Genomic DNA, 22,790 nt, shown 5'->3' with positions numbered 1-22,790 from the left:
TATGTCAACGAAAAAGATTCGAAACTTCTGTATTATAGCTCATATCGACCATGGTAAATCAACCATCGCTGATAGATTAATTGAATATACTGGTACATTACAAAAACGTGAAATGGAGGCTCAAGTTTTGGACTCCATGGACCTTGAACGTGAACGCGGCATTACTATTAAAGCGCAATCTGTTCGTATTTTGTATAAAGCGCAAGACGGTGAAGAATATATTTTGAATCTCATCGATACTCCGGGCCACGTCGATTTCAGCTATGAAGTATCTCGTTCTCTTGCAGCTTGTGAAGGGGCATTACTCGTAGTTGATGCTGCTCAAGGTGTGGAAGCGCAAACGTTGGCAAATGTGTATCTCGCTTTAGAACATGATCTTGAAATCATTCCTGTTATTAACAAGATTGATTTGCCGTCAGCAGATCCTGATCGCGTTAAACAAGAAATTGAAGATATTATTGGTTTAGACGCATCTGATGCTGTATTATGCTCTGCCAAATCAGGTATCGGTATTCCTGATATTTTAGAAGCTATTGTAAATAAAGTTCCTGCACCACCAGATAAATCTGATGAGCCAACAAGAGCCTTGATTTTTGATAGCCGTTTTGATGCGTACAAAGGTGCTATTGCTTATGTTCGCGTAAAAGAAGGGTCCATAAAAGCAAAAGATACAATTCGCATGATGCATGATAAAAAGGACTTTGATGTTACAGAGCTCGGTATTTTTACTCCCAATCTTGTACCTGTGCAAGAATTACCATGTGGCTCAGTAGGTTGTATTGCAGCTAGCATCAAAAATGTAAAAGATTGCCATGTAGGCGATACTGTAACATTAGCTAATAATCCTGCATCAGAACCATTGCCTGGTTATCGTAAGGCTGTATCTATGGTGTACTGTGGCCTTTATCCAACAGAGTCTAAAGATTATGAAAACCTTCGGGATGCATTAGAAAAGTTACAGCTTAATGATGCTGCCTTAGAATATGAAGCAGAAACATCATTGGCATTGGGCTTTGGTTTCCGTTGTGGGTTTCTCGGTCTTTTGCATATGGACGTAATTCAAGAACGTTTAGAACGTGAATATAACTTGACGCTTATTACGACGGCTCCATCTGTAAATTACAAAGTGTACAAAACAAATGGGGAAATGCTTGAAGTCGATAATCCTGCTAAATTACCACCTCCAACGGAAATTGACTATATTGAAGAACCATATGTAAAGGCAACTACAATCGTACCTAAAGATTTCGTTGGTACTATCATGGAGTTATCTCAGGATAAACGCGGTGAATACCAATCTATGGAATACTTAGATGAAACACGCGTATCTGTCGTTTATCATTTACCATTGAGTGAAATCATTTATGATTACTTTGATAAATTAAAATCCGCTACAAAGGGTTATGCATCTCTTGACTATGAATTAATTGGTTATAAACAATCTCCAATGGTTAAGATGGATATTCTATTAAATGGTGATCCTGTGGATGCATTGTCCATTATCGTACATAAGGACCGCGCCGCTACACGTGGTCGTGCATTGGCAGAAAAATTAAAAGAACTCATTCCTCGTCAAATGTTTGAAATCCCTATTCAAGCTGCGGTAGGCACAAAAATTGTGGCTCGTGAAACCGTAAAAGCATGGCGTAAAGACGTTTTGGCTAAATGTTACGGTGGCGATATTTCTCGTAAGCGTAAATTGCTAGAAAAACAAAAAGCTGGTAAGAAACGCATGAAATCTGTCGGCTCTGTAGAGATTCCACAAGAAGCATTCATGGCTATTCTCAAGGTTGAGGACTAATATAATGAAAACAGATTCTAATATTTTGAGTCTGTCTACACTTGGGGATATGGGCTTGTATGTCCATATCCCTTTTTGTAAACAGAAATGTATGTACTGTGATTTTCCTGCTTATCAGAATTTACAAGATTATTACGAAACCTATGTATATGCTTTAGTTCAAGAAATCGATTTATGGGTCTCTGAACATCCAGAGTCTACATCTAAAGCTATTGATACAATTTATTTTGGGGGAGGTACGCCTACAGAATTATCGATTCAACAACTACAGATGATTCTTGATAAAATCAAAAATACTTTTACAATTACTGATGATTGTCATATTACTATTGAATCGAATCCTGGAGAGGTAGATTTACGGTATCTTACCAAATTAGTGCAATTAGGTTTTAATCGTATTAGTTTTGGTGTTCAAACCTTTGATGATAAGGCGCTCGCTATGCTGCATCGCAGTCACAATGGGGAAAAGGCTAAACAAGCTGTTTATGATGCTAAAGAGGCCGGCTTTACAGAAATCAATATTGATTTGATGTATGGTTTGCCAAAACAATGCTTAGACGATATCAAATGTAATTTAACAATCGTAGAAGAGTTGCCAATTAATCATATCTCTACCTATGGACTACAAGTAGAGGTGGGTACCTATTTATATCATTTAGTTCAGAAAAATCTTATTTCCATTCCTAGTGAAACCATTGATGAATCCATGTATGATACGATGATGGAAGGATTAAAAGAACTAGGCTTTGAACGATATGAGATTTCAAATTTCGCTAAGGCTAATTCCTATAGCCGTCATAATTTAAAATATTGGCACTATGTAGATTATTTAGGCTTTGGTGCTGGTGCTCATTCCTTCTATGACGGAGTTCGCCGTAGTAATAATCGTAATGTAATGCCCTATATACAATCTGTTGACAGATATATTATGCCTACTATCGATACGGAGACGATTACTTTAGAACGAGCTCAAGAGGATTTTTGTTTTTTAGCTCTTCGCACTAAATGGGGCCTTGATGAGCAAAAATTCGAAGATAAATTTGGCGTATCTATCCATGATTTGTTTGCTACTACTTTAGAGGATTTAGTTAGTAAAGGTCTATTAGAGTATCAAAATGCAAGTTATTATTTAACCGCTGAAGGTGCCAAGCATGGGAACTATGTATTTAGTCAATTTATTCGTGAGTAATTTCTCACAGTTTCTCAAAATCTAATATGTTAGTATAAATAGGATGATGGTGAATAAGCATGCTAGATTTGAGGAGGAGCGATGAAGACATCTGTAATATTACACGGTTTACATAATGAATTTACTTTAGATCAAATGAAAGCATGCATAGAACTTGCTGAAAAATATGGTGGATCCTTCCGTCATGTTGTAACAGGTATACAAATTACAGGTATTGAAAAAGATGATAAGGAACAGTTTATTTCTGAATTGCCTGATGGCGTGACAACTGTTATTCATAGAGGTGTTAATTCTTTAATTGCCTGTGTAGGTAAAGGTCATTGTAAAAATGGACAAATGGAAACTAAAGAATTGGCTGATTATGTAGAGAGAAAACATTACGGCCGAAAAACATCTCACAAGTGCAAAATTGGCATCAGTGGATGTGGACGTAACTGTCCTGATGCGATGGTAAAGGATATTGCTTTTATTGGCACATCTCAAGGTTTTATGTTGGCTGTTGGTGGTAATACAGGCATGAGACCAGAAGCTGGCAAAATTTTGGCTAGACATCTTACTGTAGAGCAATCCAAAAAAGCTGTAGATATTTTGATTGATTGGTATGCTAAATATGGTGAACCTCGTGAACGTATGGGGAAACTGTTAGAGCGTCTTGGTAATCCATTAGAAGGTGTAGAACTATAAATTATTATATTTCTAGTACTTATTGATTTATGGTTTTAGTCTGTAAATAGTTAGGGCCCAAAAAGTATTCTAACTAAGAGTCTATTAATAACAGAATTACAATAAAATTATTACAAATATAAACACTTATACTATTTCAGGTTTTAATAATATAAATTTTATTAGACCAACATATTCTAATATTAAAATTTTGGGATATGACATAAACGTAGATAGTATAAGTGTTTTCTTATTGTTGCACTTTGATTTTTTGACTAATTAATCAAAAATATTGATTTGTCTTTTTGACTAAATTGATATTATTTGACTTTTTTGGCATTTTTTAGCTTGACAATTTTTTTTAATATGGTAATATTATACATGCGATTAGCACTCAAAGTTAATGAGTGCTAACAAGAGGTGTCATTATGGATGAAAGAAAACAGCGCATCTTGCGAGCCATAATTGAAGACTATGTTAAGTCCGCAGAACCTGTAGGATCTCGAACGATTGCTAAAAATTATGATCTTGGCATCAGTCCTGCTACGGTGCGGAACGAAATGTCCGATTTAGAGGAATTAGGCTATTTAGAGCAACCTCATACATCGGCTGGACGTATTCCTTCAGCTAAGGGCTATCGCTTATATGTTGATTCTATGCTGAGTCGACAACCTGTTCCATTACAGGATGCTGAAAAAATTGAAATGTTATGGAAGCGTTCCAATGGATCAACGAGTGAACTCTTTCTAAATATGGCTAAACTACTTTCACAGGTAAGTCATAGCATGAGTTTATTCTTAGCACCAGCCCATGATAGAGCATTAATCAAATACATTCATGTATTACCGCTAGATAGTCATCAAGCCATTATGGTAGTTATTACTGAAACAGGAGCACTCGATAATGAGTTGATGTACTTTGGTGAAAGTGTTTCACCAGAGCTTTTACAAAGTCTAGCCATACAATTTAGCAATGCACTACAGAATGTAAGTATTGGTCATGTAACGGCTGAGGCTTTAGGATCTATATTGGTCCATATGGAAGGACCGCAGGGAATTTTATTAATCCTTTCGGAGACATTATTACGAGCTATTAATAAACGTAAGTTGTTCTATTCGGTAGGTACCACAGAGTTGTTAAATCAACCAGAGTTTAAGTCTGTTGAGAAGGTACAACCCTTGCTTTCCTTAGTGGAAGAACAAAATCAATTAGGACAGTTATTAAAAGATGATTCTCCAACACCTGTTAAGGTCAAGATTGGTATTGAGAATGAAACTGAAGCGCTACATTCAATGAGTGTGGTACAAGCTGATTTTACGAATCAAGATCAGCCTATCGGAACTCTTGCTATTCTTGGTCCAACGCGGATGGAATACGGACGTATCATCGGCATGTTGTCCCATATGAAACATATAATGGAAACTATGGTAAAAGAACAAAACAGAAAGGGCAAATAATGGCTGAAGAACAAGACATTAAACAAGAAACAGTGGAGGAAACAGAGGATACTACGAATGTAGAGGAACCAACTGTTGAAAAAACTGAAGAAGCTGTGGCTGATGCTGCTCAAGTGTTAGAAGAACTTAAAGCCGACTTTGATAATCGCTATAAACGGTTACAAGCGGACTTTGAAAATTTCAAACGTCGTACTAACCAGGAAAAAGAGCAACTTGCTGGATATGTAAAAGGGGATGTATTAACGGACCTTCTTCCTGTATTGGATAACTTTGAACGGGCCGTTCAAAGTCCTGCAGAAGGGGAAGCAAAAGTATTCCTCGATGGATTCATTATGATTCATCAAAATTTGATGGCTATGTTATCTAAACATGGTTTAGCTGTTATTGAAGCTATGGGTCAACCATTTGATCCAAATTTCCATCAAGCGATTATGCGTGTACCGTCAGATGAATATGAATCCGATACGGTGTGTGAAGTTTTGCAAACTGGCTATACTGTTGATGGTCGTTGTATACGTCCAGCAATGGTAAAAGTTGTTGAATAGATTATAAAGTTTTAGGAGGTATATATTATGGCAAAGGTAATTGGTATTGATTTAGGGACAACAAACTCTTGTGTTGCTGTTATGGAAGGCGGCGAACCTACGGTTATTACAAATCAAGAAGGTGCACGTACAACTCCTTCCGTTGTTGGGTTTGCAAAAAATGGAGAACGTTTAGTTGGTCAATTGGCTAAACGTCAAGCTGTATCCAACCCAGAAAATACAATCATTTCTATTAAACGTCACATGGGTACAGACTACAAAGTAACTGTAGAAGGTAAATCTTATACTCCTCAAGAAATTTCTGCAATGATTCTTCAAAAAATTAAAGCTGATGCAGAAGCTTACTTGGGCGAACCTGTAAAACAAGCTGTTATTACTGTTCCAGCATACTTTACAGATGCTCAACGTCAAGCTACAAAAGACGCTGGCGCTATTGCAGGTCTTGAAGTACTTCGTATCATCAACGAACCTACAGCAGCTGCTCTTGCATATGGTGTAGATAAAGATGAAGATGGTAAAGTTCTTGTATTTGACCTTGGTGGCGGTACATTCGACGTATCTATCCTTGAACTTGGCGATGGCGTATTTGAAGTATTGGCAACATCTGGTAATAACCACCTTGGTGGGGATGACTTCGACCAACGCATTATGAACTACCTTATCGAAGAATTCAAAAAAGAAACTGGTATCGATTTATCCAATGATAAATTAGCTGATCAACGTTTAAAAGAAGCTGCTGAAAAAGCAAAAATTGAGTTGTCTGGTGTAGCTAGCACAAATATCAACTTGCCATTTATCACAGCTGATGCTACTGGTCCTAAACATTTGGATGTAACATTGACTCGTGCTAAATTTGAAGAATTAACTGCTGATTTAGTACAAGCGACTATTGAACCTACTCGTAAAGCTATGAGCGATGCTGGTTTATCTGCATCCGATATCGATAAAGTATTGTTAGTTGGTGGTTCTAGTCGTATCCCAGCTGTACAAGAAGCTATTAAAAAAGTATTGGGTAAGGAACCAACAAAAAACGTTAACCCTGATGAATGTGTGGCTATCGGTGCTGCTATTCAAGGTGGCGTATTAGTAGGTGAAGTAAAAGACGTATTGTTACTTGATGTAACTCCATTGTCTCTTGGTATCGAAACAATGGGCGGTGTATTCACACGTATTATTGATCGTAATACTACAATTCCTACATCTAAATCTCAAGTATTCTCCACTGCAGCAGATAATCAACCATCTGTAGATATTCATGTATTGCAAGGTGAACGTGAGTTCGCAGCAGATAATAAAACATTGGGTCGTTTCAACTTGGATGGTATCCCAGCTGCTCCTCGTGGGGTTCCTCAAATCGAAGTAACATTTGATATCGATGCTAATGGTATTGTACATGTAAAAGCTAAAGATTTGGGTACTCAAAAGGAACAAAAGATTACCATTACTTCTTCTAGCGGCTTGAAAGAAGAAGAAATTGATCGCATGGTTAAAGAAGCTGAAGCTCATGCAGCGGAAGATAAAGCTAGAAAAGAAGAATTAGATATTAAAAATAATGCGGACTCCTTAGTATATCAAGCTGAGAAAGCATTGAAAGACCTTGAAGGTAAAGGCGATGCTGCTTTGATGAAAGAAGTAGAAGAAGCGAAAGATAAATTGAAAAAATCTATCGAAGCTGGCAATATCGAAGATATCAAAAAAGATAGTGAAGCTTTGGAACAACCATTACATAAATTAGCAGAACAAATGTATGCAGCAGCTCAACAAGCTCAACAAGCAGCTGGCGGTGCTGAACAAGGTCAACAACAAACAAAATCTGATGACAATGTTGTTGATGCTGATTACACAGTAGTGGATGATGACAAGAAATAAGAAGGGTTGGTAACGAATGGCACGAGATTATTATGACATCCTAGGGGTTAGTAAAAATGCCTCTCAAGATGAAATCAAAAAAGCCTTCCGTAAAAAGGCACGCCAATACCATCCAGATGTAAATAAAGATAATCCAAAGGAAGCGGAAGCAAAGTTTAAAGAAGCTAACGAAGCTTACGAAGTATTGTCTGATGAAACTAAAAAAGCTCAATATGACCAATTCGGCCACGACGCCTTCAAACAAGGAGGCGGCGCTGGTGCCGGTGGTTTCCAAGGCGGCTTTGGCGGTTTCGGTGGTCAAGCTGGAGGCTTTGGTGATATCTTTGGCGACATTTTTGGTGGCATGTTTGGTGGTGGACGCCAACAACAAGGCCCTCAAAAAGGTAATGACTTGCGTGAAGATATCGATATTTCCTTTGAAGATGCAGCCTTTGGTAAATCTATGGAAATTGAAGTGCATCGTCATGAAGAATGTGATCACTGTCATGGTACTGGTGGTGAACCAGGCTCTCGTGTCGATACTTGTCCAAACTGTCATGGTTCTGGTCAAGAAGCGGTTATTCAAAATACTCCATTTGGACGTATGCAGTCCGTTCGCACTTGTTCCCGCTGTCATGGTACGGGTAAAAGTATTGAAAAACCTTGCTCTAAATGCCGTGGTACTGGCGAAATGTTGGCTAAACGAAAGATTTCCATTAAGATTCCAGCTGGTGTAGATAGCGGATCTCGTTTACGTGTAGCTAATGAAGGGGAACCTGGTATTTTAGGCGGTCCTAAAGGGGATCTCTATGTATATATCTTTGTTCGTCCTCACAAGGAATTTGAACGAAATGGTAATGACGTTATTAGCCGTGTAAATATTAGCTTTGCTCAAGCTGCTCTTGGTGCGACTATACAAGTTAACACTTTAGATGGTAAAGTAGAGTTAAAGATTCCGGAAGGTACTCAAACGGGAACGGCATTCCGCGTAAAGGGCAAAGGTATTCCATATTTGCGTAACCCTAACCAAAGGGGTGATCAACACATTGTGGTAACCGTCCAAACGCCTAAGAAGTTGACAGACACTCAACGTGAGCTATTGTTACGCTTTGCAAATGAAAGTAATGAAGATGTAAATAACTTACAAGTGAGCAAAAGTCTCTTTGAAAAAATCAAGGACTGTTTAACGAAATGAACAGCTCATGTGAAGGAATGGTTTGTTCCATCACATTCCCTATAAAGGAGCATATATGCAATGGATAGAAATATCCGTTGTCTGTGAAAGAGTAGCCACCGATGAGGTGACTACTCTTTTTGACAATTATGCAGACAATGGAATTATAGAAGAAGATGTTGAAGATCAGCCTAATTTAATAAAATTGTCTATGTACAGTGATCCATCACTAGATGACGATATGATTAAGTCTGATTTGAAAAAACGTCTTACAGAAGCAAATATTGGAATTATATCGATAGATACACATATTCTTGATGAGTCAACTTGGTTAAACTCTTGGCAACAGTATATTGAACCTACAGAAATTTTACCTAACTTAGTCATTAAACCAGCATGGCAGGAATACAATAATGTAGATAATAAAACTATTATTATAATCGATTCAGATATTTCCTTTGGTACCGGGTCTCATGAGACAACACGGACTTGTGCAGAGTTATTAAAATCCTATAGTGAATCTATGGATCTTGATACAGCTACTTGTTTGGATATTGGTACTGGCACAGGTATTCTTTTATTAGTAGCAGCCCATTTAGGTATTAAAAATTTAGTTGGTATAGATATAGAAGAGTATGCTGCAAATCAAGCTCGAATTAACTGTGAGAATAATCATGTATCTGCTGAAATCATTTGTGGTAATTTGGATAGTGATTTCAATAGTACTGCCCAATTAATTTTAGCTAATTTAACAGTAGATCCCCTTAAAATACTATTACCTCAAATTGGTAAGAAACTGGATGATAAGGGCATTTTGATTATTAGTGGCATTATTGATGATCGTTATGATGAAATCATGCCATATATTGAGGCTCATTGGCATATTATTGAGGAGCGCGTTGCAGGACCTTGGCATACATTTGCGCTAGAAAAACGATGAAAAAGATTTTTATTCCTACACCATTAGATGAAATAATAGAATTGCCGAAAGATGTGACCCATCATGTACTACATGTATTTCGCCATAATATTGAGAAGCCTATAACTGTAACAGGTAGTGACAATCGTTGTGGTACATATCAAATTACAGAAGAAGTAGACGGTAAAGCTCAAGCAAAACTGATTGAATATGTAGATGCAAATCTAGCATCGTATCGTACTATTCTAGTTCAATCATTATTAAAAGGTGAAAAGCTAGAATGGGTGTTACAAAAGGCGACGGAGTTAAATGTGGATACAATTTATCTTGTGCCCACAGCTAACTGCGTAGCTAAATATGATGAAAAAAAGCTTCAATCAAAAGTAAATCGTTGGGAAAAAATAATGCTAGAAGCAGCTCAACAATGTGGACGAAATCACTTGCCTACACTCGTAGTAGGAGAGACGCTTTTACAAGCATTAGACATTGAATCTGAGGCGTTGAAATTGGTAGCCTATGAAAATGAAGCAGGGCAGACTATCAAAGATGTACTTAAAACTTTACATTCCGATAAGTCTGTAACTGATGTTTTAATTTGTATAGGTCCTGAAGGGGGCTATCAAGAGAAGGAAATCAATGCTATTATAAAATATGGTGGAAAATCAGTATCGCTAGGAAATACAATTTTACGGGCTGAAACTGCTGCTATTGGATCGTTATCGATGATTCAATATGAATTAGAATTATAAATAAAATACGAATAGAGAGGTGCAATGAAAACCGTTGCTTTTACAACCTTAGGGTGTCGCGTAAACCAATATGATACAGATGCCATGAAAGGTTTATTTTTACAAAATAATTACGAAGCGGTAGACTTCGATGAAAAAGCTGATATATATGTAATTAATACCTGTTCTGTAACGAATATGGGGGAAAAGAAATCCCGTCAATTAATCCGCAAGGCAAAGCGTCAAAATGAAGATGCCTATGTTATTGTAACTGGTTGTTATGCTCAGCTTGATCCAGATGCGATTGCCGCTATAGATGGTGTTAATCTCGTTATTGGTACAAATAATCGCTCTAAAATTGTTGAATTAGTAGAGCAATTAGAATCTACAGAACGACAAATTAATGCTGTTCGGGATATCATGAAGGAATCTAACTTCGAGGAAATGCCGTTATATGGTAATGAATCTGACAAAGCTCGTGCGTTCATGAAAATTCAAGAAGGTTGTAATAACTATTGCGCCTTTTGTATCATTCCTTATACTCGAGGAAAATTAAAATCTCGTAAAGTTGATGATATTGTACAAGAGGCAAAACGTTTAGTAGATCATGGATTCCATGAAATCGTATTAACTGGTATACATTTGGGTAATTACGGTGTCGAATTACCAGGTCGTCCAACATTAGCTGATGTGGTAAAAGCTTTATTAGAGATTCCTAATTTATACCGCATTCGTTTCGGGTCCATTGAATCCGTAGAGGTTTCTGATGAGTTAGTAGAATTAATGGCTACGAATAAACGTGTTTGTCCTCATTTACATTTACCATTACAAGCTGGTTCTGATCATGTATTAAAGTTGATGAAACGCCATTATACATTACAAGAATATAAAGATTTAATTACAAGTTTACGTTCTCGTATTAAAGATTTATCAATTACAACTGATATTATTGCTGGTTTCCCTCAAGAAACTGATGAAGACTTCGAAGAAACATTGAATACAGTACGTGAAATTGGATTTTCGCACATTCATGCTTTCCCATACTCCATTCGTGAGGGTACACCTGCAGCCACTATGGCGGATCAAGTACCAGAAGCTGTTAAGAAAACTCGTGTAGCACTTTTAAATGGTCTTAGCCAATCTGGTTATGAACGATACGCAAAATCACGCATTGGTAAGCCTGGTGAGATTCTCATCGAAAAGGAAGAGAATGGATACTACATGGGCTTAACAAATGAATATATAAATGGTAAAGTTAAGTCAGATGGGACACGTAAAATTGGTGATCTCGTTGGTGGAACTGTTGTAGGTTTAGAAGATAATTATTTAATTATTGAGTAAGGAGTTAGATTATGAGTGACTGCATTTTTTGCAAAATTATTAATGGTGAAATTCCGTCTAAAAAAGTGTTAGAAAATGATAAATTCTATGCTTTTTATGATATTCAACCTGTAAAAAAAGTTCATGTATTAATCGTACCTAAAAATCACGTGTCTAATATTGCACATCTTAATGAAAAGAATGCAGATTATGTTGAAGGGTTACTGCCATTTGTTCGTGATGTAGCAAAAGAGCTTGGTATCTCTAAAGATGGATATCGTTTAATTTTTAATACTGGTGAAAAAGCAGGCCAAACTGTATTCCATATGCATGCACACCTTTTAGGTGGAGAAGAAATGGGCTGGCCAGAAGCCTAATTTTGAGTATTATGCATTCTTTTTATAATACTCATTAAAAAACCTATAAAATATACTTGAAAATATTGACAACATCTATACCTATACATATAATATTATATGTGCGTATGTAAATTATCAGCACTTCCCGAGATTATTTTTGGAGGGAGGGATATAGATGTCTGAAATCAAAGTCGGTAAAAACGAAACGCTTGAAAGTGCTCTTCGTCGATTCAAACGCTCCTGCCAAAAAGCGGGTGTTTTGTCTGAAGTAAGAAAACGCGAACACTATGAAAAACCAAGCGTAAAAAGAAAGAAAAAATCTGAAGCAGCAAGAAAACGCAAATTCAGAGCATAAGATGATTACCCTAATTCTGCCTTTTCATGGCTTTATGAAATCCAGAATTAGGGTTTCTTTATTATATACATAAGGAGGAAATATGAGTTTAAAAGATCAATTAAAGGAAGATATGAAAGCAGCTATGAAAGCTCGTGAAGAAGGTAAAACAGCGTTATCTGTAATTCGTATGGTCAATAGTGCCATAAAAAATACAGAAATCAATGACAAAATTGAGTTAGATGATGCTGGCATTCTTGGCATTTTAGCTAAGGAAATGAAAACTCGTCAAGATTCCTTAACAGAATTTGAAAAAGCAGGCCGTGAGGACTTAATTAGTCATGTAAAAGAAGAAATGGCTGTATTGCAAAAATACTTACCAGAGCAATTGAAAGAAGATGAAATTCGTACAATTGTACAAGAAGCCATTGCTGCATGTGGTGATAACGTAAATATGGGCAATGTTATGAAACATGTAATGCCAAAAACAAAAGGGCGTGCAGATGGTAAGGTTGTCAATAATATTGTTAAAGAATTACTTGGATAATATATAGTGATATCAACGACCATTCTATATACAGTTATTGATTAGAGTTGATAGTATTGAGTGTGTTAGATGTAACTTTAAGAGAATAATAAAATTCTATAGAAAGTTATTGACATATATTTTCAACATATGATAATATGAACTCAATAAAATAATTGGTCAACGAAGACTCCACTTTAGATATATAGATTTATATATTTATTTGTTGGAGTCTTTTTCTTTTAGGAGGAACAAATATGTCGACAACTAACGAATTATTATATTACATTCCAGCGGGTCAATATGGGAAAGAAGGCGTTCTTGCATTATTAGAACAACATCCTGAAATCAAGTTCGTATCTCTTGTAGGGATTGACTTAGCAGGTAATGATACTGATGAAAAGATTCCTATGTCAGCATTCTTCGATGACTACGAATCTTTCTTTGAAGGTCGTGCTGTTCAAACAGATGGTTCCTCTGTAGTACTTACAAATATTGCTACATTAAATAATGCTCGTGTAGATATGTGGGGCGATCCAAGTGTAAACTGGTTTGTTGATTACAACTACGAAAATATTGATCCTGTTACAGGCTTACCAACTGGTACACTTCGTATTCCTGCATTCTTGATGCATAACTATCGCTATGTAGATTCTCGTTCTATTTTGAAACGCAGCTGCGACTATGTTCGTGCTGAATTATTGGCTTTGATTAAAGAACATGGCTTACCCGGTATGCCGCATGTGAAAGCTGATGAAGTTGTAGATATCATTTTCACATCAGCAACAGAACTAGAATTCTGGGTAAAAACTCCATCTAGAACAGTTACAAAAAAAGAATTATCCGTATCTCAAAAATTACAAGAACAATACTGGCAACGTACTCATGGTACAGTTCGCACTGCTTTAGAACAAGCTGTTGAACGCCTTGATAGATATGGTATGGTTGCTGAAATGGGTCATAAAGAAGTAGGTGGCGTTAAAGCTAAACTTGATGAAGATGGTCATGAAGCAGTTGTATTAGAACAATTAGAAATCGACTGGAAATTCTCAAATAATCCATTACAAACAGCAGATAATGAATTACAAGCTCGTATCATTGTTCGTGAAGTATTCCGTGAAAATGGTCTTGATGTAACATTTAATGCAAAACCAATAATTGGTGTAGCTGGTTCTGGTGAACATACTCATTTTGGTGTTATGGCTAAATTAAAATCTGGTAAAGTTGTTAACTTATTTAGCCCAGAAGATATGCGTAAAGAATCTGCTAGCTCTTTAGGCATTGGTGCAATTATGGGACTTTTAAAACACTATGAAGCCATTAATCCATTCATCAGCTCTACAACAGATTCTTTAAACCGTTTAAAACCTGGGTTTGAAGCGCCAGTATGTATTGTTACATCTTTAGGTACTGATCCATCTGAACCTAGCCGTAACCGTACAATCCTTTGCGGTTTAATTCGAGATATCGATAATCCTATGGCGACACGTTATGAATTGCGTTCTCCAAATCCTTACACCAATACATATACTGCTTTAGCATTGATCTTTATTTCTGCATTTGATGGTATGAAATATGCCATTACATCTGGTAAAACACAAGCTCAATTGGAAGCAGAGCTTTCCAAAGAAGTAGGTGAAACATCTGATTATCTTGCTACAAATCGTGCATACCGTACTGAAAAAGATGTGTTTGATGATTTCACACAAGAAGAACGTAATCAAATGTTTGGTGTTGCTCCAGCTACTGTATGGGAAAACATAAAGGGTTACCAAAATAATCCTGAATTAGTAGAAACATTGGCTCAAGGCAATGCATTTGCTAAAGATTTAATGGACTCCTTTATTGCCTCCATTCTTAAACGTTGGAAACTAGTATTGGCTAATCGCTTAATTCCAAATAATTTGGATACAGTTCGTAGCATGGTTGCAATTCATACTGATAGCCGAAATAGTGTAGATGATAAACGCTTTGCAGAAGTTAATGACTTACGTTTCTACCTTGCTAAAGATAGTGACGATCGTAAATCCTTATTCACTCGTTTAATTGATGCACTTAATGATGGTGAATATGATCTAGCATCCCAATTACAAATTGAAATGAATGATAAAATGGAAGAATTAGAAGCTAAGTACGCTAACTACGCTAAAAATATCTTCTAAGATGCTAGTTGATAGTGTTAAAACGTAAAAGTTTTAAAATAAAAGAGACTCTACTAATATGTAGAGTCTCTTTTATGCTATTAGGATTTGTTATTAAGAAATTTTTCTACTAGTACTAAACAACAAACTAGAACTAAAATGGAAATAGACCATAATAACATATTTAAAGCTGATTCATGATCGATAATTAGTAAACGAACAATGGCGGTAATACCAATATATAAGAAGAAATCAAGAGGAAAATGGAAATTATTCTTAAAGTACTTAATTATGAGTGCAATAAATTCAAAGTAAAGAAAGAAGGTAATTATCTCTTCAATCAATAAAGAATAAGTACTATAGCCTTGAATATTGGCCCATGCAATAAAACCAAAATTTACTAAACTATTGATTAAAGCAATGCATAAACCAATGCCAACACCAATAAGTGCAATATTTTTAATGGTTAAAATAAGCTGAGAAATACGAATCCACATACATACTCCAAATAAAATAATAATTTACAATAGGACATATAAAAAGACCGTACAACGTACGGTCTTTTTGCATCTATATTAAGCTATTAGCAAAATCTTAAAATTAGATATCGGCCTTAATAGCTTCTAATGCAGCATCGAAGTTAACTGCTTGAGTTACTTCTGGTACATATTCAACATAAGTTACTTTGTTATCTTTGTTGATTACTACAACGCCACGAGTTAAAAGACGAAGCTCTTCAATCAAGAAACCGTAGTTTTCACCGAAGGAAGCATCTTTGTGGTCAGACAAAGTAATAACTTTATCTACGCCCGCAGCACCACACCAACGTTTTTGAGCGAATGGTAAGTCCATAGAAATTGTCAATACGACTACATCTTCGGAAAGAGCTGTTGCATCTTGGTTGAACCAACGAGTTTGAGCATCACAAACACCTGTATCAAGGGAAGGAACCACGGAGATAACTTTTACTTTACCTTCGAAGTCTTTTAAAGTTTTAGGTTGCAAGTCATTACTCAATACAGTGAAGTCTGGAGCTTGTTGACCTACTTTAATTTCTGGGCCAACTAATGTGATAGGGCCACCTGCAAATGTTACTACGCCAGTACGTTTTTCCATGTTGTATTCCTCCTAAGAGTTTTAATTCTAATTATGTAAAATATAATTTCTTTATATGCATAGTATAACATTTACATTACCATAAGTAAACTAAAAAATTCGATATAGTATTAATTAAAAAGATCGTTACGATTGATTACTGTAAAAATTTAAAGAGGCCATTTAACTAATATTAATATTGATGAAATAGAACTACTACTGTAATAAAATATTTAATCTAACTGTTATACGTATAGGTGTATTAATGTATCATAAAAAATGTGTATACTATAAAGAGAAAAGTTAACGTAATAAAATTTGTTGATTTAGCTTTTACAGTATTGATTTAAATTCATTTACAATATAATGATACTAGTAATTATATAGGCAATGATTTTGATTAGACTTAATAGGATATGTTAGAGAGGACCTATGAAACCAATAGATTTATTTATGCAGTTTTTCCGGCGTGAAGGCTGGATCTATGCCATTGGCTTAACTATGTTGATGGCAATTGATGTGGCTTTTTTATTTGTCCCTCAATTTATTGGTAATGCTATAGATACATTGAGCAATAATAAGGAAGGGTTAGTCACTTATATTTTTTATTTCATTTTATTGTTTATTATTATCACTATTTTAAAAGTTATCTCACGTAGAACTCTATTAGGATCTATTCGTCGCATGGAGTATCTTTTTCGTGAGATTTTGTGTAGTAAAGCATTACAAGTAAAAACAACGTACTATGAGGCTAATGGACCTGGTAAGGTTATGGCGCTCATGACTAACGATGTAACATCGCTACGTGTTGCCCTTGGTCTAGGTGTAATGATTATAGTGGATATTATTTTCTATTCCATTGTGGGCTCCATAATTTTAATTCAAAAGATTAATACTGTATTAGCTTTTAAAATTATGACACCTGTATTCTTAATTATTGTGGCTATATTTGTACTAGGCAGAAAGCTACGTATTAAACAACGTAGTGCACAAGCTACTTATAGCGATTTAACAGAGTTTGGACAAGAGTTATTTCAAGGGATGGATGTTATTCGCGCTTTTAATCGTGAAAGCATTATATCTAATTCTTTTGAAAAAATAAATAAACTTAATTATAAGAAGAATATGGATGTTGCACTACTAGATGCAATATTAACACCTTTGACAAGAATTGCACCCTTTATTTGTATCAGTATTAGTATTTTTATTTGTGGACATTTAGCTGTAGAAGGCAAAATGACTATAGGCGAATTTGTTACTATTAATTCATTCATAATGTTAATTGTGGGACCTTTAATAGGGTTTGGTGGCCTTATCTCGATTGTACAAAAAGGTCTTGCTTCTTTAGATCGTATTATGGATTTCTTACATTTGCCTACAGAAACAATAGATGATACCGATGAAGTATTGCCGCTTGAGGATATTCATATTCGATACTTAGATTTTACTTATGAAAACTCTAAAGGGCATGCATTATCTCAGTTGACAACGACAATACCAAAAGGTTCTTTTATTGGTTTAGTTGGTAAACCCGGTTCTGGCAAAAGTACATTGTTTAAATTGCTTATTGGATTACAAGAGTGTCCGGAAAAATCTATTTATTTTGGCAGTCAAGATTTAGCTACTGTTTCTTTATCAAAGCTTAGAAACTCAATTGCTTATGTGCCAACACAATCTTACCTTTTAAGTACGACCATTGCAGATAATATTAAATTTGGCAAAAATTTACCTATGCACGAAACTGTAGAAGTGGCAGCACAAAAGGCAGATTTATATAGAGATTTAGGCGATTTGTTAAACGATGATTTACATGAGCTTGCTGAAGAAGGTCATGATTTATCGGGTGGGCAGAAGCAGCGAATCAATATGGCTCGCGGCTTTTATAAAAATGCGCCATATGTATTGCTAGATGATTGTTTTTCCGCTTTAGATGCAGTAACAGTTACAACCATATTAAATTCATTACATAATGTAAAAAATCAGACGATTCTATGTATTTCACAACGATTAGAGGTTGTAGAGAAAGCAGATAAAATACTAGTATTTGATGAGGGGCGTATTGTAGAAGAAGGTACTCATGAGGAATTATTAGCTAACGATGGTTTATACCGTACCTTATATGAAGCGCAGAATGGAGGGGGCCATCATGAAGAAGCGTGATCTAAGAAATGACTGGGCTCTATTCTCCTATATAACTGGCTACATTAAGCCTTATTTAGGTATTCTATTTTTAGCAACTGTTGCGCTCGCAGGAAATTTAGTACTATTACTTTTACGCCCATATTTAACTAAGCAAGTTATCGATCTTGGATTTGCCACTAATGATATCGCTGTTATTGAATACTATGCTTTAATGTATGGCTTTACTATAATTGGTAGTGTATTGTTTATCTTTGTAGAGAATTACTTTTTAAAAAGTTTTGGTCAAAAAATTATCTATAATATTCGTAGTATTATATTCCAAAAGATTCTTAATAAACCACATGATGAATTTTATAAGTTGCCAATTGGGAATTGGGTAACTCGCATTACTAATGATGTAGAGTCATTACGTACATTATATACAGATGTAATTCTGAATTTGGCAAGTAGCGGTTTAATGATTATTGGTATATTAGGATTTATGTATGCCATTAATGTACCTTTAGCAATAATCATGACAATTTTACTACCTATAATGGGTGGAATTATTTGGGTGTTTCAAAAGTTTTCTCGCAAAGCATTCCGTCAGGTAAGACGTTCTGTAGCTGCTTCTAATGCAAGCATCAAGGAACTGTTAAATTATATTGTAATCGTAAAATCCTATGGTGGCGAAAGAGCAATTGAGGAACGTTATAATACTGTTAATAAAGGTTTCTTAGAAGCAGGTCTTTTTGAGGTTACCACATTTTCTATTTTTAGACCGCTCGTAGATGGTCTATTCTTTGTTGCGTTAATTGTTATTTTTACAACTACGAATTTAATAGACTCCGTAGCTGATGCTGGTACAGTATTTGCCTTTATACAATATATGGACCGATTCTTCCAACCATTAAAGGAAATTGCAGATAAATATAACTCCCTACAAAGCGCATTAGCTGGTGCTGAAAGATTAGTTCCCTTATTAGAGGAAGAAGAGCGTCAGATGGCTAATGAAGTTCCTGATGAATTTAAACATATAGAGACTATTGAATTCGAGCATGTATGGTTTTCCTATGAAAATAACGACGTTTATGCGCTAGAGGACTTTACATTCACTATTAAAGCTGGAGAATTCATCGGTATTGTAGGTCCTTCTGGTAGTGGTAAATCAACACTTTTATCATTGTTGATGGGAATCTATAAACCAACAAGAGGGGCTATCTATATGAACGGTATAAATATTGCCCAATATGATAGTTCTGTGCTTCGTCATTTAATGGGATATGTTTTTCAGCAAGCTTATCTATTTAAGGGTTCCATTAGAGATAATTTAACACTTTTTGATACATCAATTTCTAATGAGGATATGGTCAATGCAGCAAAACAAGTTAATTTGGATTCTATGATTGAACACCTTCCGGAAGGGTATGACACACCGGTTGGTTATTTAGGCTCCTTATTATCTGATGGGCAAAAACAATTATTGGCTTTTGGCCGTACCTTGATTAAAAAAACACCTATTTTATTGTTAGATGAAGCAACGGCTAACATTGATAGTCATACGGAGAAGCAAATTCAAGCAAGTATTGAAAATATTCGAGGTAGTAAAACAATTGTAAGTATTGCTCATCGCCTTTCAACAGTAAAAGATGCCAATAAAATAGTGTATATGGAATATGGTAAAATAATAGAAATAGGATCTTTTGATGAACTTATCAACTTAAAAGGGACCTTTTATAATCTCTGGAATAATCAACACAGTGGGAGTTAGTATGGAATGTATCCAATCTAAAGATAATAAGACTATTAAGCGAATTATCTCATTAGGGCAGCGTAAAAATCGCCAAAAATATGGAGAGTACATTGTTGAAGGTATTCGATCTATTCGAGATATTGCAGCTATGGGGGCAGTGAAAACAATTGTTATACGTGAATCTAAAGCGCAAGATAAACATGTATTAGATTTATTAGACTTAGATACTGTTCAATTTGTACCTAAATTTATTGCACAAGATCCAATATTTGATAAGGTGGATAATACCGTAAATGGACAAGGTGTAGTTGCTATTGTATCAAAACCAAAATACGATATGGAAAGCATTCACATTGATGATGGTTTATATATTACATTAGATGGAGTTCAAGATCCTGGCAATCTAGGTACCATAATTCGTACAGCAGTTGCAGCAGGTGTAAAAGGTATATTTTTGATGAAAGGAACTGTGGACCCTTTTAATGACAAGACAGTGCGCAGTACTATGAGCGCCTTACATAAAATACCTTTATATGAGGATATTACCTTATCTCTGTTACATGATATGGTAACCGAGTCTAATATGACTACCTATGTAACTGCTTTAGAACATTCCAATCCTTATCATACTGTACGTTATGCTAAGCGAACTATGCTAGTATTAGGAAACGAAGGGCATGGCGTAACACCAGAGGTTATGAATCTATGTACAAATCGTATTATGATTCCTATGTATGGTGATATGGAATCCTTAAATGTAAGCGTAGCTGCTGCATTATGTATGTATAAAGTACAAGAACAATTGATGCCTTAGTATATATGATAAAAATTTATGACCTTATAAAAAGTCCTCTACTAGTATACAAGTAGAGGGCTTTTGTATTGATTTTTTAGTTGTGTATTTGGTACAATAACATATATCCTTTGTGGGAGAACAAAGTTCTCCCTTTTTTTCATGAAAAGGAAGATAACTATGTCCAAATTAATTGTAAATGCAGACGATTTTGGCCTTCATAGTGCAGTTAATGCTGGTATTATTGATGGTCATCGTAGGAGTATTATTACCAGTACCTCTTTAATGGCAGGAGGAGAAGCTTTTACAGAAGCCGTAAGTATGGCAAAACAAAACCCTAAGTTGGGCATTGGTATTCATATTACCTTGGTAGGTGGGGTGAAACCAGTATGTGATCCATCAGAAGTTTCATCACTTCTCACACCAGAAGGTGTATTTCCAGAGAACTATGTAGAATTTATTAAACGTATTTACTCTGGCAAAATCAATTATAGTGAATTACGTAAAGAGATTCATGGACAAATAGCTCAAATAATGGATACCGGCTTAAGGGTAACTCATATTGATGGACATCAACATATGCATGTTCTACCAACGGTATTGCCAATTGTGATTGAACAGGCAAAATCCTTTGGTATACATGCTATACGTATACCCGATGAGTCTACTGGTTTTATGAATTATATGTATTCCCCAATTCGATTTCTTGGTAAAGTTGGTTTATCAACGGTTGCGGCTAATGCGCGACCAATCATACGAAATAATTGTATGACTACAACCCAATATTTTTGGGGCATGGTAAATGGAGGCCATATAAATCAGAAATCTCTAATGGGTATCCTAAAAGCGGTAAATAAACATTCTGGTACCCATGAATTGATGGTTCACCCAGGTAGTAATAGTAGTATTCTTAGTAAGCTTTATAATTGGGGTTATCATTGGGAAGATGAGTTGCATGCACTCTGTTCCAGTCATACGCGATTATATATAAGTCAACATGATATAGAGCTCATTAATTATGGAGACTTGGTATGAGTAAAATGATGAAGAGAGGCATCTTTATGTTTCTCTTGTTGTTGGCTGTATCAATTGGTATCATTTACTATACTATTGATTTAGATGCATTGAAAGCCATATCATCTTTTAATAGTATTTCCTTATTATTAGCTGTAGTTGCTTTAGTAGCAGGTATGTATTTTGATGGATTACGACTTCAAAGGCTCGTAAAAATTGGTGGTTACAAGTTATCGATACGAGCAGTGCTACGAGTTATTTTTAGTAATTATTTTATGGCTATGTTGACACCTGGAGCTAGCGGGGGTGCTGTCGCGCAAGTACTGGTGTTGAGAAGTTATGGCGTACCTATATCTAAAGGTACACCGATTGTATTAATACGTACCGTATTTTCCATTATGTTTTTGGTCATTATGCTGCCATTAGTATTCTTACGAGATGCTATTGAAATTCCATATATCTCTCGTGATATGCTTTTGATTTTTGCCGTGCTTGCTGTTATAGCGGCCTTAGTGGGAACTTATATATTACAGACTAAATATATGCGTCAATTTGTCTATAATCTAGCACAACGATTTAAAGCACATAACACTAAAGATTGGCTTTCTAAATTAGAAACATTAAATCAAGGTCTTGGTTTACTTTATAAACAACCTGTCCAATCTTTAATAGTTTTTATTGAATCTGGTTTGAGTTTATTATGCTTATATTGTATTGCACCCGCTTTAATGTATGCTTTCACACCAGATATTCCTATTATCGATATTTTAGATCGCATGATTTTATTAAATCTTATTTTGTATTTTGCACCAACCCCAGGGGGAACAGGCATTGCAGAAGGTCTATTTGTAGTATTATTTAGTGCCTTTGTACCTAATGGAACAGTGGGCATCATCGCTGTAGGATGGCGTGTTGTGGCTGAATATATGCCATTCTTCATCGGTATGTATGCAGTATTAACATTATATGGACGACAATTCGTTGCCCAAGAAACTTCAAGAGAACAATAA

At 35.5% G+C, this 22,790-nt stretch carries 21 protein-coding genes; 19 read left to right on the top strand and 2 right to left on the bottom strand.

Annotation, left to right across the window (positions count from 1 at the left end; genetic code table 11):
• The first annotated feature begins 1 nt into the window (after position 1).
• The 14 genes from lepA to DWV85_RS02515 all read left to right on the top strand — a co-directional run bounded on the left by lepA (position 2) and on the right by DWV85_RS02515 (position 15,025).
• On the top strand, positions 2–1,801 hold the full coding sequence (gene lepA, locus DWV85_RS02580) for a translation elongation factor 4 (protein ID WP_119562946.1): 1,800 nt from the start codon (positions 2–4) through the stop codon (positions 1,799–1,801).
• A 4-nt stretch (positions 1,802–1,805) separates the two neighbouring features.
• Complete coding sequence (gene hemW, locus DWV85_RS02575) at positions 1,806–2,990, top strand: radical SAM family heme chaperone HemW (RefSeq protein WP_123137954.1); 1,185 nt, start codon at positions 1,806–1,808, stop codon at positions 2,988–2,990.
• Positions 2,991–3,071: 81 nt separating this feature from the next.
• Complete coding sequence (locus DWV85_RS02570) at positions 3,072–3,674, top strand: nitrite/sulfite reductase (protein WP_123137953.1); 603 nt, start codon at positions 3,072–3,074, stop codon at positions 3,672–3,674.
• Between the two features lie 407 nt (positions 3,675–4,081).
• Entirely contained in the window at positions 4,082–5,110 is a 1,029-nt protein-coding gene (gene hrcA, locus DWV85_RS02565) for a heat-inducible transcriptional repressor HrcA (protein ID WP_021148127.1), read from the top strand.
• Positions 5,110–5,655 carry a nucleotide exchange factor GrpE gene (gene grpE / locus DWV85_RS02560; protein ID WP_024061688.1) on the top strand — a complete coding sequence of 182 codons (546 nt, stop codon included), beginning with the start codon at positions 5,110–5,112 and terminating at the stop codon, positions 5,653–5,655. The genes hrcA and grpE overlap by 1 nt, the downstream gene beginning before the upstream one ends.
• Positions 5,656–5,682: 27 nt before the next feature.
• Positions 5,683–7,524: a molecular chaperone DnaK gene (gene dnaK / locus DWV85_RS02555; protein ID WP_123137952.1), complete on the top strand. Its 1,842-nt coding sequence runs from the start codon at positions 5,683–5,685 to the stop codon at positions 7,522–7,524.
• 16 nt (positions 7,525–7,540) lie between these two features.
• Entirely contained in the window at positions 7,541–8,698 is a 1,158-nt protein-coding gene (gene dnaJ / locus DWV85_RS02550) for a molecular chaperone DnaJ (RefSeq protein WP_004695739.1), read from the top strand.
• Between the two features lie 55 nt (positions 8,699–8,753).
• Positions 8,754–9,617, top strand: a complete 864-nt coding sequence (locus DWV85_RS02545; RefSeq protein ID WP_021148129.1) for a 50S ribosomal protein L11 methyltransferase — start codon at positions 8,754–8,756, stop codon at positions 9,615–9,617.
• Positions 9,614–10,345 (top strand): RsmE family RNA methyltransferase, encoded by a 732-nt coding sequence (locus DWV85_RS02540; protein WP_021148130.1) that lies wholly within the window; start codon positions 9,614–9,616, stop codon positions 10,343–10,345. The genes DWV85_RS02545 and DWV85_RS02540 overlap by 4 nt, the downstream gene beginning before the upstream one ends.
• 24 nt (positions 10,346–10,369) lie before the next feature.
• On the top strand, positions 10,370–11,665 hold the full coding sequence (mtaB, locus tag DWV85_RS02535; protein ID WP_024061685.1) for a tRNA (N(6)-L-threonylcarbamoyladenosine(37)-C(2))-methylthiotransferase MtaB: 1,296 nt from the start codon (positions 10,370–10,372) through the stop codon (positions 11,663–11,665).
• 11 nt (positions 11,666–11,676) lie between these two features.
• Positions 11,677–12,021 carry a histidine triad nucleotide-binding protein gene (locus DWV85_RS02530; RefSeq protein ID WP_004695748.1) on the top strand — a complete coding sequence of 115 codons (345 nt, stop codon included), beginning with the start codon at positions 11,677–11,679 and terminating at the stop codon, positions 12,019–12,021.
• Between the two features lie 157 nt (positions 12,022–12,178).
• Positions 12,179–12,358 carry a 30S ribosomal protein S21 gene (gene rpsU / locus DWV85_RS02525; protein WP_004695751.1) on the top strand — a complete coding sequence of 60 codons (180 nt, stop codon included), beginning with the start codon at positions 12,179–12,181 and terminating at the stop codon, positions 12,356–12,358.
• 82 nt (positions 12,359–12,440) lie between these two features.
• Entirely contained in the window at positions 12,441–12,884 is a 444-nt protein-coding gene (locus DWV85_RS02520) for a GatB/YqeY domain-containing protein (RefSeq protein ID WP_004695753.1), read from the top strand.
• Between the two features lie 236 nt (positions 12,885–13,120).
• Positions 13,121–15,025, top strand: coding sequence for a glutamine synthetase (locus tag DWV85_RS02515; RefSeq protein WP_004695754.1), 1,905 nt, complete (start codon positions 13,121–13,123; stop codon positions 15,023–15,025).
• Positions 15,026–15,105: 80 nt separating this feature from the next.
• Here the strand turns inward: DWV85_RS02515 and DWV85_RS02510 are convergent, their stop codons facing one another.
• Complete coding sequence (locus DWV85_RS02510; RefSeq protein ID WP_077708394.1) at positions 15,106–15,501, bottom strand: phosphate-starvation-inducible protein PsiE; 396 nt, start codon at positions 15,499–15,501, stop codon at positions 15,106–15,108.
• A gap of 103 nt (positions 15,502–15,604) precedes the next feature.
• Entirely contained in the window at positions 15,605–16,120 is a 516-nt protein-coding gene (gene tpx, locus DWV85_RS02505) for a thiol peroxidase (RefSeq protein ID WP_123137951.1), read from the bottom strand.
• A gap of 411 nt (positions 16,121–16,531) precedes the next feature.
• On the opposite strand from tpx, the gene DWV85_RS02500 reads away from it, so the two are divergent.
• From DWV85_RS02500 to DWV85_RS02480, 5 genes are all read left to right on the top strand, one after another.
• On the top strand, positions 16,532–18,259 hold the full coding sequence (locus tag DWV85_RS02500; protein WP_077708395.1) for an ABC transporter ATP-binding protein: 1,728 nt from the start codon (positions 16,532–16,534) through the stop codon (positions 18,257–18,259).
• Positions 18,246–19,991, top strand: a complete 1,746-nt coding sequence (locus DWV85_RS02495) for an ABC transporter ATP-binding protein (protein WP_123137950.1) — start codon at positions 18,246–18,248, stop codon at positions 19,989–19,991. The genes DWV85_RS02500 and DWV85_RS02495 overlap by 14 nt, the downstream gene beginning before the upstream one ends.
• Position 19,992: 1 nt before the next feature.
• Entirely contained in the window at positions 19,993–20,787 is a 795-nt protein-coding gene (locus DWV85_RS02490; protein ID WP_123137949.1) for an RNA methyltransferase, read from the top strand.
• A 159-nt stretch (positions 20,788–20,946) separates the two neighbouring features.
• Positions 20,947–21,801, top strand: coding sequence for a ChbG/HpnK family deacetylase (locus DWV85_RS02485; protein ID WP_123137948.1), 855 nt, complete (start codon positions 20,947–20,949; stop codon positions 21,799–21,801).
• Positions 21,798–22,790 (top strand): lysylphosphatidylglycerol synthase transmembrane domain-containing protein, encoded by a 993-nt coding sequence (locus DWV85_RS02480; protein WP_004695768.1) that lies wholly within the window; start codon positions 21,798–21,800, stop codon positions 22,788–22,790. The genes DWV85_RS02485 and DWV85_RS02480 overlap by 4 nt, the downstream gene beginning before the upstream one ends.

Source organism: Veillonella sp. AF13-2, from assembly GCF_003603295.1.
GTDB classification, from domain to species: Bacteria; Bacillota; Negativicutes; order Veillonellales; family Veillonellaceae; genus Veillonella; species Veillonella parvula_E.
This window is presented reverse-complemented; position numbering and strand designations above follow the sequence as displayed.